The following is a 15,252-nucleotide window of genomic DNA, read 5'->3' as shown; positions in this document are numbered from 1 at the left end:
CTACCCCCTTCCGGCCGATCTCCCATGCTCCCGCATGAACTCGGCGACCTTCTCCGGCGGCATCGGGGTGCTGAAGAGGTATCCCTGCACCTCGTCGCACTTGTTGTCGGAGAGAAACGATAGCTGCCCCTCCGTCTCGACCCCCTCGGCGATGACCTTCAGGTTGAGACTGTTCCCCATGGCGATGATGGCCGTGGCAATGGCGGCGTCGGCCGAGTTGATCTCCACATCCCGCACGAATGACTTGTCGATCTTGAGCGTATTGACCGAGAACCGCTTCAGGTGCGCCAGGGAAGAATAGCCGATGCCGAAATCGTCGATGGAGATGTGGACCCCGAGATCCCTCAACTGGTTGAGCACCGACACGGCGAAGTCCGGGTTCTGCATGATGACGCTCTCGGTGATCTCAAGCTCCAGGAGATCCGCGGTAAGCCCGGTTTCGTCCAGGATTCCCCGGATCGTTTCCAGAAGGTTCTTCTGCTGGAACTGATAGCCGGAGAGATTCACCGCCACCCGCATGGGGGGGATTCCCTGCCTGACCCACTCGCAGTTCTGGAAGCAGGCGGCCCGGAGCACCCACTCACCTATCGGGATGATGAGTCCCGTCTCTTCGGCCAGGGGAATGAACTCCCCGGGCGAAACGAGCCCCAGAATTGGGTGATCCCATCGTATCAGTGCTTCCATGGCGGTAATTCTCTTGGAGACGATGTCAACCTTTGGCTGGTAGTAGACCCTGAACTCCCTGTTGTCGAGGGCCTTGCGCAGGCTCGTTTCCAGCAGTAGCCGCTTGTCGGCGTTGGCGTCCATCTGGGGAGAATAGAACTGAACGTTATTCCTCCCCTCCCCTTTCACGCAATACATGGCGATATCGGCCTTCTTCACCAGTTGGTCCAGGTTATCGCCATCGGAGGGAAAGAGGGAGATGCCGATGCTCGCCGTGACGAAAAGCTCATGGGTGTCGATATTGAAGGGGGCGGCGAGCGTCTTCAGAATCTTCTGCCCCATTCTCTTTACGTCCTCGACGGTGTCGACATTCACGAGAATGATGGTGAACTCGTCGCCGCCGATGCGCGCCACGGTATCGACTTCCCGCACGCATCCCGCGATCCGGTGGGCCACCTGCTGCAAAAGGTGATCCCCCACGGGATGCCCGAGGGTGTCGTTAATGATCTTGAAGCGGTCGAGGTCAAGGAACAGGACCGCAACCTGGTAACGGTAGCGGTTCGCCAGGGCCTTGGCCTGCTGGAGCCGATCCATGAAGAGAATCCGGTTCGGCAGCCCCGTGAGGGTATCGTGGTGGGCGAGCCGATAGAGCTGCTCCTCGGCATGCTTCCGTTCCGTGATGTCGCGGCAGATGCTCCAGATGACCGAGGATTCGTCCCCTCCGTGAGCGCAGGAGAGGCTCCCCTCCACGATGACTGAACGGCCGTCCTTCGCCGTGAAAACCGCCTCCATTGGGCTCAGGGCATCACCGGAAACAACCCGCTGCAGTTCGGCGCAGCATTGCTCGCGGCTGTCGGGATGGAGGATATCGAAGAAAGGAACCGCGTCCGCCTCTTCAGCCGAATAGCCAAGGGTCCGCTGCCAGGCTTCGTTCACATAGAGGAGCCGACCATCCGGGGTCACACTGTGGATCAGGTCATTGGCCGTGTCGAGGAATGTGGCGAGCCGCTCCTCCCCCTCACGGACCGCGTCGGTTTCCCGACGGATAACCGTCATGAAATAAGAGGCTATGGCCGCCATGGCAGCATTGAGCAGCGAAACCCAGAGCCAGGTCAGGAGCAGATACAGATGATCGTGGTGGAGCTCGGAGCCCACGAAGGGCATCCGCACATAGGGAACGATGTTCAAATGCTCGAGCACCAGCACCGCTCCGTAGAGAAGGCCGCCAAGTCCACCCACGAGCCAGACTTCACGACGATCTTCGATGAGGAAGGATGCCTCTATGGTGACGAACAGGTATGCGGGCCAGAACCAGCTGGCTGCTCCGCCGCTCGTATGGATCAGCACCGACACCAGGACAAGGTCGAGGATAATCTGGAGGAAATTGAGAAGGCGGAAACCACGGGCAAGGCGGTCGCGGGAAAACTGAAGCAGCAGGTTGTAGCAAACAACCGCGGCAAGAGCGGCAAGAAGGAGTATGTGTTGCGATGGTGACAAAAAAAGGCCAAATCGGCTGAAATAGAAGAAACCGCCGGCCATTACACAGTAAACGCCCACAAACGAGAGAAGGATCCAGCGCGTTCTGACAACGATGTGAGTGCGGGACTTCGCCTCTTCCAACCGTTGTGTTTTCTTTAATTCCAGTTTATCCGAAGCCCCTCTCAGGCGGCGTACTGCGACGTCAAACCAATCTGATTTCCATGAAGTATCGAGGCCCATGGGGTGCTTGCATGCAAATCACACGCCACCACTCTCTCCATAGAGCCGCACGTCCGGAGCAGCAGGGAGCACCCCGAGGCTGGCGGCATAATTGTAGAAGAGCCGCACCCCCTTGAGATGTGCAGGAGTAAGATCGTAGGAAATGGTCCGCCAATAGTCGACCAGCACCGCACTGTCGATCCACTCCCGCTCCGGCGCTTGGGCGGCTATCTCTGGATAGGAGTCGTAGGCGATCCGCTTCGCCCGGGCAACATCGACGGCGAGCCGTGCAACCTCGTGGGGCTTGTTCTCCGCAGCCTCTCTCCGCAGCAACCAGAGGGCAAAGACGAAGGGGAGCCCCGTTGCCCGGTACCACAGATCGCCGAGGTCGTAAATGTGGTACCCCCCCCCTGTCAGCGCCCCCTTGAGGGCTCTGTCACCGATGAGGAGAAGGGCCGGATAGGAGTCGAGGGCCTCAGCCAGGGGAAGCGGGGTCCGCTCGAAACTGTTCGTGAAACCCTGGAATGTGGTGAGAATTATCCTGAGGAGATTTACCGACGTGTCGGACTCCGTCGTCATGCCGATAACGGCACCATCAAGGCGCTCCAGTGGCACGCGGGAAAAGAGGAGGACGCTTTTCACCGGCCCCACCGCGCTGATGGAAAGATCGGGGAGAACAAGATAGCGGTCGGGATATTTCCCGTACTCGATGGACGATGACGGGCAGACATCGATTTCCCCCATGGCAAGCAACCGGTTCAGGTGTGCCGGCACCCCCCGGACAAAGCTGTAGCCGCTACAATCCATACTGCGTTGCAGCGCCGTGAATATGGGGGTGCAGTTGGAGTATTCTATGTGACCTATGGTGAGTGACATGGTGACACCGCTCCTGCATCATGAAATGAATTGCTCAAAAACAAAGGCGAGATAGGTAATCTCGCCTTCGCCTGCATCTGAACCTGATTGTGGCTATTCGTCTTCTTCGTCTTCCTGGCTTACGGATTCGGCATAGTCCTCTGCCGACAGAAGGGATTTCAACTCCTCGGGGTCGGCAAGTTCCACCACCGCGATCCAGCCGCCATCGTAGGGGTCGTCGTTCAGGATTTCCGGGGCCGACTCCAGCTCGTCATTAACCTCGGCCACGGTGCCGCTGACCGGCGCATAGAGCTCCGCCAGGCACTTGCGGGCCTCCACCGAGCCGAAGGAGTCGTCCTGCTCAAGCTCGTCGCCGACGGCCGGGAGCTCCACGGCACTGATGGTGCCGAGGCTCTCCTGGGCATAATCGGTAATGCCGATCACGGCACGGTCACCCTCGACCCTGACCCATACATGTTCCTTGCTGTACTTCAGTTCATCAGGAAAATCCATACCTTACTCCAGCACGATCTTCTCAAGGAAGGCGGTATCCACGTTCCCTTCCATGAAGTCCTTGTTGGCCATGATCCGCTTGTGGAACGGGATCGTCGTCTTGATCCCTTCGATGATGTACTCGTCCAGTGCCCGGGCCATGCGGCGGATGGCATCTTCGCGGGTTTCGGCATGGACGATGAGCTTGGAAATGAGTGAATCATAGTGGGGGACCACCGAATACTGGTCGTACACAAAGGAATCGACCCGCACCCCAAGGCCGCCGGGGGTGTGATAGCCGGTGATCTTGCCGGGGCACGGAGTGAACTTCACCGGGTCCTCGGCGTTGATGCGGCACTCGATGGCGTGCCCCTGGATCTTCACATCGCCCTGCTTGTAGCGGAGTTTGTGCCCCGCCGCGGAGCGTATCTGCTCACGGACAATATCGACGCCGGTAATCATCTCGGTGACCGGATGCTCCACCTGGACCCGGGTGTTCATCTCCATGAAGTAGAAGTTGAGGTTCTTGTCCACCAGGAATTCGACCGTACCGACACTGTCATAGCCAACGGCCTTTGCGGCCCTGACCGCTGCATCGCCCATGGCCTTGCGGAGGTTCGGGGTCATGACCGGGCACGGGGCCTCCTCGATGATCTTCTGGTGGCGCCGCTGGATGGAGCAGTCCCGCTCGCCCAGGTGGATCACGTTGCCGTGCTTGTCGGCCATGATCTGAATCTCCACGTGGCGGGGCTCTTCGCAGTACTTCTCGATGTAGACCTCGGGGTTGCCGAAGCCGGCCTGGGCCTCGGCCCGTGCCGTGGCAAAGGCGTTGGGGAGGGTTGCCGGAGAGTGAACGATCTTCATTCCCCGTCCGCCACCACCGGCCGTCGCCTTGATGATGACCGGGAAGCCGATCCCCTTGGCAATCTTTATGGCCTCGTTGACGTCGTTTACCCCCTCCTTGGTGCCGGGGAGGATCGGCACATCCTCCTTGATCACCGCCTGACGGGCACTGATCTTGTCCCCCATGATCCGCATACTCTCGGAGGAGGGACCGATGAAGGTGATGCCGCAGTTTTCGCAGATCTCGGCAAAGGCGGCATTTTCAGAGAGAAAACCGTAGCCGGGATGGATTGCTTCGGCGTCGGTCACTTCGGCGGCGCTGATGATGGCGTTGATATTGAGGTAGCTCTGGAGGCTTGGCGCCGGTCCGATGCAGACGCTTTCGTCGGCCAGCTTGACGTGAAGGGAATCCTTGTCGGCGACGGAATAGACGGCCACCGTCTTGATCCCCAACTCCTTGCAGGCCCGGATGACCCGCAGGGCAATCTCCCCCCGGTTTGCAATCAGAACTTTATGGAACATGTACGAAATCTCCGCTCATGGGTTGAAAGGGCGACTGCTTGTTGCCGTCCCCGTACGTGTCGTCCGTTGTCTCGGGTTAGAGCGGCTCGACGATGAACAGCGCCTCGCCGAACTCGACCGGCTGGGCGTTTTCCTTGCAAATCTCGACAATCTTGCACCGATACTCGGCCTCGATCTCGTTCATGAGCTTCATGGCCTCGACGATGCAGAGAACCTGCCCCTTCTCGATAATCTGTCCCACTTCCACATAGGGAGCGGCATCCGGCGCCGGGGCCCGGTAGAAGGTACCGACGATGGGGGACGTGATTTCATTCCCCTTGGCCTTGGCGGCTGCCGGCGCGGCAGCTTCCACGGGGGCGGCCGATGCAGCCGGAGCAGCGGCCTGGACCATGGCCGGCTGCATGGCGACCATGGGCTGGGGTGCCTGGTACTGGACCATCGGAGCCGTGCACCCGCGCTTGATCCGGATTTTCTCCTCGGCCCCCTCCAGCTCGAATTCGGTGATGTCTGTTTCCGTTACCATCTTTATCAGCGACTTGAGATCCTTGATATCCATACGTTTTCTCCTTTTGGCAGATACCGCCCGGCCTCGATGGCAAACAGACGGTTATTACAAAGTAACCCCGTAAACCAAGAGGGGCATCTTCCCGGCTCACGGATTCAAGATGATGAGTTCCTTGGGCACCCTGGTGAGGAGGCGGTATCCGTTGCCGGTGACCGCAACCGCATCCTCGATCCTCACCCCGCCCCACTGGGGGATGTAGATGCCCGGCTCAATGGTGAAAACCATTCCCTCTTCCGCCACTCCTTCGCCGCGGGGGGAAACGACCGGCTTTTCATGAACATCGAGCCCGACCCCGTGGCCAAGCCCGTGGCCGAAAAAGGCCCCGTATCCCCGCTCTTCGATAAAACCGCGAGCAATGGCGTCCAACTCCTTGAAGCTCACCCCCGGCCGCACGGCAGCCAAAGCCCGATCATGGGCCTCCTTGACAATGCCGTAGATCTCCCGCTGCCGGTCATCGGGCTCGCCGACACAGACGGTGACCGTCTCGTCGGAGTGGTATCCTCTAAAGATGGCGCCAAAATCAATGGTGACGAGTTCGCCGGCCCCGATAACCTTGGTACTGGCCCTGCCATGGGGAAGCGCACCCCGTTCGCCCGAAGCGACGATGAAATCGAACGATTTGTCATCGGTCCCTGCCCGCCGCATGGCGAACTCAAGATCCAGAGCATACTCGCGCTCGACCACCCCTGGCTTTAGTCCGTCAAGGGACGCCAACAGGGCTTCGGAGGCGATGCGGGCAGTCTCGGCCAGCAGATCGATCTCTTCCGCATCCTTCACGATACGGAGTGGAGCAAGCTCCTCCCCGAGGGGAACGAACTCCACGCCGGAAACCTTTGTGGTGAGGGCCGTAAGGAGGGCGACCGTCGTGTGTTCGGCCTCGAAGCCAACCCGCCTGAATCCCTGGCTGGCACAAAGCTCCGCGATGCCGTCGAGCTTCACGCGGTACTCAACCGTGGAACACCCCGTCACCTCACGGGCCGCCTGGGTCGTGTAGCGGGAATCCGTCAGAAACCAGCACGAATCACGGCCGACAACCAAAACACCGTCACTCCCGGTGAAACCGGCAAGGTATCGGACGTTACTCAGATTAAAAAAGAGAATCGCGTCAACATCCTGTTTTTCCGCGCATCCTCGGGCTTTAATAATCCTGTTTTGTAACATGCTTCACGCCTTGGTGACAATCTCTTTTTTAATATAAGTAAAAAGCGCACGTAGTCCGAGCAGATAACTGTCGGCACCGAACCCGGCGATCTGGCCGACTGCCACCGGGGCAATGAAACTGTGGTGCCGGAACTCCTCACGGCGATGGATATTGGACAGGTGAACTTCCACGACTGGAAGGGCCACGGCGGCAAGGGCGTCGCGGATGGCGACACTGGTATGGGTATAGGCTGCCGGGTTGATGAGAATTCCGTCACAGGCGCCGCAGGCCTGCTGTATGGCATCGATGATCGCCCCTTCACTGTTGGACTGGAAGAAGGAGACCGAGCAGCCGAGTTCTTCCGCCAGCGCGGAAATCTCCTCATTAATCCGGTCCAGGGTAAGGACGCCATAAATTCCCGGTTCCCGGGTGCCGAGGAGATTGAGGTTCGGGCCGTGAACCACAAGAACGTTCATCGATGCCTCCATGAACAAGGTAAGAGGGATGGATCGGACGCGGATGCTAGGAAAGGCGCTCGCGCAGCCCGAAGACTTCACGGCGCAGCAGGTAGCGTCCCTTGCCGCAGTTGCCGTCCTGGCCGAGGATGAGGGCAATAAACAGCTCATCGTTGATAGTCCTTACGATGACCTGTGACCGCCCGGTATTCACCGCCATTTCTTCCAGCGAGCCGGTCTTGAGGACGTCAGCCATGCGCTTGACCTCCTTGAGCAGGGAGGCATATTCCACCGCCATCAGGTTCAGGTCCATGCCGGAACCGTCCAGCAAGTACTCGTCGATGGCGATGCCGTCGTCTGCCATGATGACAGCTCCGAGCCCACCCCCGACGCTCTCCACAATACTCTTCAGTGTTTCACTGAACGGCACTGTCTCATCCTCCCGATGGTATCGAGCCACCCCTCCAGGACGGCAACTGCGTCGTTCCGCCCCACGGAATCGGCCTTATCATGAACAGCTTCGGCAAGCTCTTCACCAAAAGGCATGGCTGCGGTGAAGGCATTTTCCCGGGCGCGGGCATCGTCTTCATCGATACAGTGCTTAAGGTCGACGATCCGCTGCCGCAGGTCGTCGTTGCCAGGGTTGGCATCAAGAAGGTCCCGGTAGATCTTGAGGGCCTTCTTCAGGAACCCCTGTTTGATGTAAAGCTCCGCTATGGTGGCCGTTGCGAGGGGATCGGAACCGGGTTCGTCCATTGCCCCGTGCTCCTCCACCATCAGCGGTTCACCGCCGAAACCCGCTTCCGCGGTGAACTCTCCGGCAAAGCTCACCTCATCGACATCCTCATCGATGACTTCGTCGGTTAACTCTTCGATAATCTCTGCATCTTCCAGAAGAAATTCATCAGCAAATCCCGCCGATGCGTCAACCGGAACCTCCCCTGCAGCGGAAAACAGGTCCGTGTCCGTCTCGAAGCTCCGCTCCCGCAGAGCAAGACCGTCAAGGGCAGCCTGGCTTTCCTGATCGCCGGGGTTAAGGACGAGGATTGTCTCTAACGCCTTGCGGGCAAGGGCATTCTCACCGGTGTCACGGTAAATCCGGCTAAGGAGCTTCTGGGCCGTGAGGTTATCGGGAGTTACCCGAACGACCCGCTCCAGGGCGCCCCTGCTCTCCGTCTGCTCTCCCTTGTCGAAGCAGGCGCGCCCAAGGGCCAGATACCCTCCGACGTAGTCGGGATGGAGTTCTATCCCCTTGCGGGCAGTGTCGATGGCCTCGTCGAGGAGCCCCGCCTTACGGTAGAGTTCCGCCAGAGGGGCAAAGCAGTACGACGCAGGATCACCGTTAAGAATATCCTCGTAGCGTTTGATTTCTGTTCGGAATGATTCGTTCTCCGGTGCCATGGTCACCCTCCGATCCCGCAGACGTCGATCACCTCGGAGAGGTCCCGAAGCCTGACGATGGAGAAGCCGCCGATCCCGTTGTTGAGTACGAAACTGAGTCCCGTATCCCGGGCTTTCTTGTCCCGCAGGAGAACTTCGCGATAGGCCTCTGCGGCGAAGACTGGAAGCTCCACCGGCAGTTTCAAGGACTCCAGAAGCGCACGGAGCCGGCCGGTATCGTCGGCAGTGGCCTCACCCCGATGTTCGGCCAGCTTGGCGGCCTGCACCATGCCGATGGCAACCGCTTCGCCGTGGAGGAAGGTTCCGTAGCCCGCAAGGGTTTCGACCGCATGGCCAAGGGTGTGGCCGTAGTTAAGCACCGCCCTCAGCCCCGATTCCCGCTCATCCTTCTCTACCACCGACGCCTTTATGGCGCAGCAGGCCATAATGATCCTGGTGAGGACGTCACGGTCACGGGCAAGGATCGGCGTGATATTCCGCTCCACCTCGGCGAAAAGCTGAGGATCAAGAACGACTCCGTACTTCACCACCTCGGCCATCCCGGCCAAGTACTCCCGCTCGGGAAGCGTCGTGAGGGTCTCCACATCGATGACAACCGCACGGGGCTGGTAGAATGCGCCGATAAGATTCTTGCCCCGGGGATGGTTGATGCCGGTCTTGCCGCCGACGCTGCTGTCCACCTGGGCAAGGAGCGTGGTTGGCACCTGCACGAAGGGGATGCCCCGCAGGTAGGTGGCAGCGGCAAACCCCGCCATATCACCAACCACGCCGCCGCCGAGGGCGACGATGAATGAATCACGGGTGAGCCCGCCGTCGATGAGGGCGTCGTAGATGATGTTCATGGTGGCACTGGTCTTGAACTCCTCGCCATCGGGAAGCTCCACCCGAAGGGGCGAAAAACCCGCCGCGGCGAGAGAGTCGGCCACCGGGCCATAGTAGAGGGGGCCCACCGTGGTATTGGTCACAACCGCGACAATCCTCCCCAGCCCCAACTCCCTGCAGAACGCACCGATCCCCGGGAGGATTCCGCTTCCTCCCCGAATCGTGTAGCTTCTGTCGCCAAGTCCTACCGTCAGCGTTTCCACGCTACCTTCCTTCCAAGTACCCGGTGATTTCAGCGACCACATCTTCCACGCTTTTGCCGGTAGTGTCAATCCTCAACTCCGCATCCGCGTAGAACTGTTCACGTTCCGCCATCATGGCCGCAATCCGCTCGCCCGAACGATCGTCCTTCAGAAGGGGGCGGTCCGTCTCCTCCCGCAGCCGCCTGCATACTTCCTCCACCGTGGCGGTCAGGTTCACCACAACTCCCGCCTTCCGCAAGAGACAACGGTTTTCAGGAGAGATAACCGCTCCGCCGCCGGTGGAAACGACACATCGTTCTTCCCGGGACACGGATCGCACCGCCTCGGTTTCGAGAGCCCGAAAGTGGGGTTCCCCATGTCGGGCAAAGATCTCGTTAATGGAGACTCCCTCCCCTTCGACGATGAGCGCATCCAGGTCGCAGTAGCGGAAGCCGAGCCGATGGGCCAGAAGCCTGCCGACGCTGCTTTTTCCCGTCCCCATGAAGCCGGTGAGAATGACGTTGCGCACGCTAGAAGGAGCGGAGATAGTCGAGGTAGCCATCGTAGTTGCGCCGTATCTCGGCAAGGGAGTCGCCACCGAACTTCTCCAGGAACGCGCTGGCAATCTCGATGGCCACCACCGACTCGGCCACCACGGCGGCGGCGGGCACGGCGCAGACATCGGAGCGCTCTACCGTGGCCTCGAAGGGCTCCTTGGTGAGCATATCCACCGAACTGAGGGGTTTGTAGAGGGTCGGGATCGGCTTCATGGCCGCGCGGATGACGATCTCCTCGCCGTTGGTGATCCCCCCCTCGATGCCTCCGGCATTGTTGGTCTTGCGGAAAAATCCCGTGGCCTCACCGTGGGCGATGCGGGAGGAGTCGAAGTAGATCTCGTCATGAACCTGGGAGCCGGGGCGGCGGGCCGTCTCGAAGCCGAGGCCGATCTCGACCCCCTTGATGGCCTGGATGCTCATGACCGCCATGGCGAGGCGGGCGTCGAGTTTGCGATCCCACTGGACGTGGCTGCCGAGTCCCACCGGGGCTCCCGTCACAACCACCTCAACGACCCCGCCCGCCGTGTCGCCGGCATCCTTCACCGAGTCGATAAAAGCCTTCATCCGCGCTTCCGCCTCGGGGTCGTAGGTGGCAAGTTCGGACTTGGCAGCCAGTTCCCGGAGCCGGTCGGAGGAGAGGCCACGCCGCTCGGCCTTTATCCCCCCGAGTTCCACCACGAAGCCGCTCACCGTGACACCAAAGGAGGCCAGAAATGCCCGGGCAACGGAGCCCACCGCCACCCGCATGGCAGTCTCCCGGGCGCTGGAACGCTCCAGGATGTTACGGACGTCGCGGTGGTTATACTTCATGGCTCCGGGAAGGTCGGCATGGCCGGGACGCGAACGGGTGACGCGGATCTTATCATCCCGGTGGCGCTCGTGGGGCGACATCTTCTCCTGCCAGTTAACCCAGTCGCGGTTCACCACGCAGAGGGTCACAGGGGAACCGATGGTCTCACCCCACCGGACCCCGGAGAGGATCTGGACCTGATCCTTCTCGATGAGCATCCGGCCCCCACGGCCGTAGCCCCCCTGCCGGCGGGCCAGATCCACGTTGATGGTTTCTTCGGAAATTTTCAGGCCTGCGGGAATTCCCTCGATGATGGCCGTCAGTTGCGGGCCGTGGGATTCGCCGGCGGTCAGGTAGCGGAGCATACTCACCTCTTTAGTAAAGAAATGCCAGGGGATACCCCTGGCATGGTAAAAATTGTCTTTATGGAACCCTGTTCATTACAGAACGATTTTAGGAGTAATGAAAATTAGCAGTTCGTTCTTGATTTTTTGCGTATTGCTTGACTTGAACAGCCAGCCAAGCAATGGGATATCTTTAAAGAACGGGACGCCCTGATCAGCCTGAGAATCATTATCCACGTAAATCCCGCCAATAACTGTGGTTTCACCATTCCTTACCAAAAGCTCTGTGGTCGCCTCTTTCTTGTTTATTGCCGGAACAGCCCCTGTCGGTGCTGGCGCAGCAGAGTTGTTAGTCGCCTTGATCTTCATACTGATGCTTCCATCGGAAGCAATGTGGGGCGTCACTTCCAGCGTCAATGCCGCTTCAACGAATTCTGTTTTCGTCCCTTCAGCAGAGACAGTCGAATAAGGAATAGATTGTCCCTGGGATATTTTGGCTGCTTTGTTGTTAAGGGTCACGACTTTGGGCGATGAAATTATCTTTATCCTCTCTCCCGAAGCCAATGCGGACAGTTTCAGGTCAAGGGACCCGCCGGAAATGAGTTTCCCAAATGTTATGCCGGCCGCAGCACCAGGACCGAATGTACCCGCAGTTGGCGCAAGCCCGGTGAGGATTCCACCAAACCCCACGTCAGCATTCGTCACGCCAATAGTATTCGCATCACGAGCGTGTATGCCCCATTGAATGCCGAGTTCCTGAGTGACAGTGGAACTCGCCTCAACGATTCTGGCCTCGATCATTACCTGTTTCTCGGGGATGTCGAGACTCTTCAGCAGATTCCTCATCTCCGCCACCACCGGTGCGATATCCTTGACGATGACCCGGTTGGTGCGGGCATCCTGGGAAATCATCCCCCGCTCGCTCTTGAGGGTGTTGAACTGGGTGACCACATCGCCCACTGCGGCATAGTTGACGTCAAAGACCTCGGTCTTGAGTTCCATCCCCTGTTCGCGGGACTTTTTGGCCTTCTGCTCTTCATCGGCAAGGGTCATGATTTTGGATTTGGGACGGATCTGAACGATGTTGCCGTCCCGCTGCATCCCGAGCCCCTTGTTCTCAAGAATTACGTCGAGGGCCTGGTCCCAGGGAACGTTCACCAGCTTTAGGCTGATGGTGCCGGTGACATCGTCACCGACGATGAAGTTCAGATTGCTGACTTCGGCAATAAGTTGGAAGATCTTCCTGATATCGGCATCGGAGAATTCGAGGGTGACCCGGCGCCCCGTGTAGACCTTTTTCCCGTCCGCGGCTGCCGTCGGTGAAACAGCCTGTGATTTGACGACCACAGGAGCGGACCGTTCAGACTCGGTCTGCTTGGCCGGCTCCGATGCGACCGGTGCCGCAGTGATATCAACCGGATTCTTCAGGTCAAGGTAAATGACTCCCCCTTCCCTGCGCAACTCATAGGAAGTCTGCCTCCGTAACGCGACCTGCACTTTCACGTCGTGACGCCCCTTTACCTTGACCTGGTAGGGGGTCACCTTCTGGACAACGCTGGCAAAAGCGCTCGTGTCGAGATGCCGCTGCCATTTCCGCGGCAGAATGCAGTTCTTGAGAGTAAGCGTCAGACCTTCGGCGGACTTGACTGGCTTTTCAGCGTTGCACGGGGCAGTCGTTTCAATGGCGATGCGGGAGATGGCATCCACCACTTTGAATTCTATCGAATCTACTTCAGGTGCCCCGGCATGCACAACGGGCTTGGCTTCCGCCTTGGGAGCCGCGCCCGTCACAAGGGCGGGTGTCGTCTGCTCGGACTCACGAGACTTCGCCGCGACGGCAGCCGGGGATGATGACGGAACCACGGCGAGGCCGGCGGCGGTCTTCTCCACCGTGAAGGCGGGAAGGGTGTCACCTGAAGCATCGAGGACAAGACGCACCTTGTCGGGATAGGCGCCTACCCGGACGGTCTCGATCCCAAGGCTGTTGACCGGCACAACCTTTTGGGCCAGGGCCGCTTTGACGCCGAAGACATCGAGCACGAGGCGGTCGGGCTTCGTGAGCCGGAACGTCTTGAAATCGGCCACCTCGCCCGTGGTCCGGATTTCAAGGGAGTCTTTACGGGGAGTAATGGCGGTGATGGCATCGGCGATTTTACGTTCTGCAGCTACAGGCGTATTAGCGGGCTGCGGAGCTACCGGTTCCGGCGCAGCGGCAGGCGCCGGCGGCTCGGCTTTGGCCGGTGCGGCAGAAGCAGGAACCGGCGGGGGGACAAAGGCCAGACGCATTGTTCCCTTGTCGGCGGGATCCGTGGCAGCCGTCATCTCCGCATCCCGGGCAAGGAAGACCTCTACCCGGGTCATGGCGGCTTCCCCCTCACCCACACGGGTGGTGGCAATCCGCTTGATGTTTCCGGCGTTGATCTCCATGGGCGCGGAAAAGGCACCCGGTTGCACCTGGGCAAGATCTACGACCGCCTTGGGAGGATTCGCCGCCATGTAAAAAGTGTACGCGAGGGGACGGTTAGCCGAGATGCTTACCTGGGCATTGTCTCCCTCCCCCGTAACGCGGATGTCCCGGATCACCGGAGCCGAGGACTGGCTCGTCTCCTTGTCGCCCATAACGGAGGCGTTAGTGGCGGCACAGCCGCACAACGCGCCCAACAGGGACAGAAAGGCAAGGTTGCGGGATATTGTGAGTTGGATTCTCATGGGGAGTCTCCTTGGCAGCCTGTTAGTTTTTCTTTGGCAGGGCGAGTTTCACCAACCGCCGGCTTATTTTGCCGGTGACGTCGTTCCTGACGCGTTCAGCAACTTCAAGGTATGACGGGGTGATTCTCATTATCACGCCATTGTTGTTGCCCATTTTCATCCCTGCCTTGACCACGTATCCCTTGCCGGCTGGGTCGACGATAAGAGCCTTGTTTTCCTTGAATCCGGCAATGATGCCGGAGACTTTGAACTGCTCCACCGGATAGCCCTGGATGGGAAGTGCGCCGGCGGCGGGAATGGAGCCGCTGGCAGCGGCCGGTTTCTCGGCCTTGGGTTGAATGAACGGCTTGAAGGGATCTTTGCGGCCGGAAAAATCCAGTGACGGATTAACACTTGCCACGGATTGGGCTGACGAGGCCTGAGCCTGCACGGGAGGCTTGACCGGGTTGGCCGGTTTCGCGGGGGGGGCCGGCGGGGGACTCTCTTCGGCCTTTTTGCACCCTCCGCACGCCAGGACCAGTGAGGCCGCTGCGGCAAGGAGGAGCATGCTGGTGCTATTTCTTCTTGTCATCCTTGGTCTCTTTCTTGTCGAGGAAACGGAACGTCGTGGCGAGACAGTTCACTTTGACGCTGGTCTTGCCTCCCGCCTGCTTAATGTCTGCAAAGGAGACATCGGTGATATTGACGATCCTCGGCAGCTTTCCCACGGCGGTGAAGAAATTGGCAACGCTGTGGAAGGTGCCGGAAATGGAGATATCAACCGGCACTTCGGCATAGAAGTCCTTGGAAACTTCAGGTTTCGGCCTAAAGAGAAGGAAGTCGTTACCCGCGCTCTTGCCGACACTGGTGATGCCGGTCAGTAGGGAGGGTATCTCTTTCTGGTTCGGCAGTTCGGTGAGGGCCAGGTCGAGATCCTTCTGCAGTTGCTGATACTCGCGCTTCAGCTTGGGAAGGTTGTTGGCGATCCTCTCCTTTTCCCGCACCTCGTTCTGCAACCCTTCCAGCCGGCCGCGAAGCTCCTTGAGCTCCGTCTGCCGCGGCAGAAAGAGCCCCCAGTAGAGGGCAGCACCTTCAAAAAGCAGGATAGCGACCAGAAGAGCAATCTTCTGTTTCTTGGGAAGCTTCAGCAGTTTTTCGATTCTCGGATCCATGG

General features: G+C 59.4%; 15 protein-coding genes. All 15 read right to left on the bottom strand.

Annotated features, from left to right (window positions below):
• Positions 1-2,160 (bottom strand): putative bifunctional diguanylate cyclase/phosphodiesterase, encoded by a 2,160-nt coding sequence (locus GMET_RS04940; protein WP_238378977.1) that lies wholly within the window; start codon positions 2,158-2,160, stop codon positions 1-3.
• A 240-nt stretch (positions 2,161-2,400) separates the two neighbouring features.
• A complete protein-coding gene (locus tag GMET_RS04935) occupies positions 2,401-3,237 on the bottom strand; it encodes a menaquinone biosynthetic enzyme MqnA/MqnD family protein (RefSeq protein ID WP_004514381.1) in 837 nt (278 codons plus the stop codon).
• A 93-nt stretch (positions 3,238-3,330) separates the two neighbouring features.
• A complete protein-coding gene (gene gcvH, locus GMET_RS04930) occupies positions 3,331-3,729 on the bottom strand; it encodes a glycine cleavage system protein GcvH (RefSeq protein ID WP_004514380.1) in 399 nt (132 codons plus the stop codon).
• 3 nt (positions 3,730-3,732) lie between these two features.
• Positions 3,733-5,073: an acetyl-CoA carboxylase biotin carboxylase subunit gene (gene accC / locus GMET_RS04925; protein WP_004514379.1), complete on the bottom strand. Its 1,341-nt coding sequence runs from the start codon at positions 5,071-5,073 to the stop codon at positions 3,733-3,735.
• Positions 5,074-5,149: 76 nt separating this feature from the next.
• A complete protein-coding gene (accB, locus tag GMET_RS04920; protein ID WP_004514378.1) occupies positions 5,150-5,629 on the bottom strand; it encodes an acetyl-CoA carboxylase biotin carboxyl carrier protein in 480 nt (159 codons plus the stop codon).
• Positions 5,630-5,725: 96 nt separating this feature from the next.
• Entirely contained in the window at positions 5,726-6,799 is a 1,074-nt protein-coding gene (locus GMET_RS04915) for an aminopeptidase P family protein (RefSeq protein ID WP_004514377.1), read from the bottom strand.
• A gap of 3 nt (positions 6,800-6,802) precedes the next feature.
• A complete protein-coding gene (aroQ, locus tag GMET_RS04910) occupies positions 6,803-7,255 on the bottom strand; it encodes a type II 3-dehydroquinate dehydratase (protein ID WP_004514376.1) in 453 nt (150 codons plus the stop codon).
• A gap of 46 nt (positions 7,256-7,301) precedes the next feature.
• Complete coding sequence (locus GMET_RS04905; RefSeq protein ID WP_004514375.1) at positions 7,302-7,664, bottom strand: roadblock/LC7 domain-containing protein; 363 nt, start codon at positions 7,662-7,664, stop codon at positions 7,302-7,304.
• A complete protein-coding gene (locus tag GMET_RS04900; protein WP_004514374.1) occupies positions 7,643-8,635 on the bottom strand; it encodes a tetratricopeptide repeat protein in 993 nt (330 codons plus the stop codon). Before GMET_RS04900 ends, GMET_RS04905 begins: the two co-directional genes overlap by 22 nt.
• 2 nt (positions 8,636-8,637) lie before the next feature.
• Positions 8,638-9,720: a 3-dehydroquinate synthase gene (gene aroB, locus GMET_RS04895; RefSeq protein ID WP_004514373.1), complete on the bottom strand. Its 1,083-nt coding sequence runs from the start codon at positions 9,718-9,720 to the stop codon at positions 8,638-8,640.
• 1 nt (position 9,721) lies between these two features.
• Entirely contained in the window at positions 9,722-10,261 is a 540-nt protein-coding gene (locus GMET_RS04890; protein WP_004514372.1) for a shikimate kinase, read from the bottom strand.
• On the bottom strand, positions 10,230-11,411 hold the full coding sequence (gene aroC, locus GMET_RS04885; protein WP_004514371.1) for a chorismate synthase: 1,182 nt from the start codon (positions 11,409-11,411) through the stop codon (positions 10,230-10,232). The genes GMET_RS04890 and aroC overlap by 32 nt, the downstream gene beginning before the upstream one ends.
• A 75-nt stretch (positions 11,412-11,486) precedes the next feature.
• Positions 11,487-14,099, bottom strand: coding sequence for a type IV pilus secretin family protein (gene pilQ / locus GMET_RS04880; protein WP_004514370.1), 2,613 nt, complete (start codon positions 14,097-14,099; stop codon positions 11,487-11,489).
• A 22-nt stretch (positions 14,100-14,121) separates the two neighbouring features.
• A complete protein-coding gene (locus GMET_RS04875; RefSeq protein WP_011365753.1) occupies positions 14,122-14,670 on the bottom strand; it encodes a pilus assembly protein PilP in 549 nt (182 codons plus the stop codon).
• Entirely contained in the window at positions 14,654-15,250 is a 597-nt protein-coding gene (locus GMET_RS04870) for a type 4a pilus biogenesis protein PilO (protein WP_004514368.1), read from the bottom strand. The genes GMET_RS04875 and GMET_RS04870 overlap by 17 nt, the downstream gene beginning before the upstream one ends.
• Between the last annotated feature and the right edge of the window lie 2 nt (positions 15,251-15,252).

The organism is Geobacter metallireducens GS-15 (assembly GCF_000012925.1).
In the GTDB taxonomy this organism is placed as follows: Bacteria; Desulfobacterota; Desulfuromonadia; order Geobacterales; family Geobacteraceae; genus Geobacter; species Geobacter metallireducens.
Note: the sequence above shows the minus strand (reverse complement) of the source record. Positions and strands in the feature narration are given on the sequence as shown.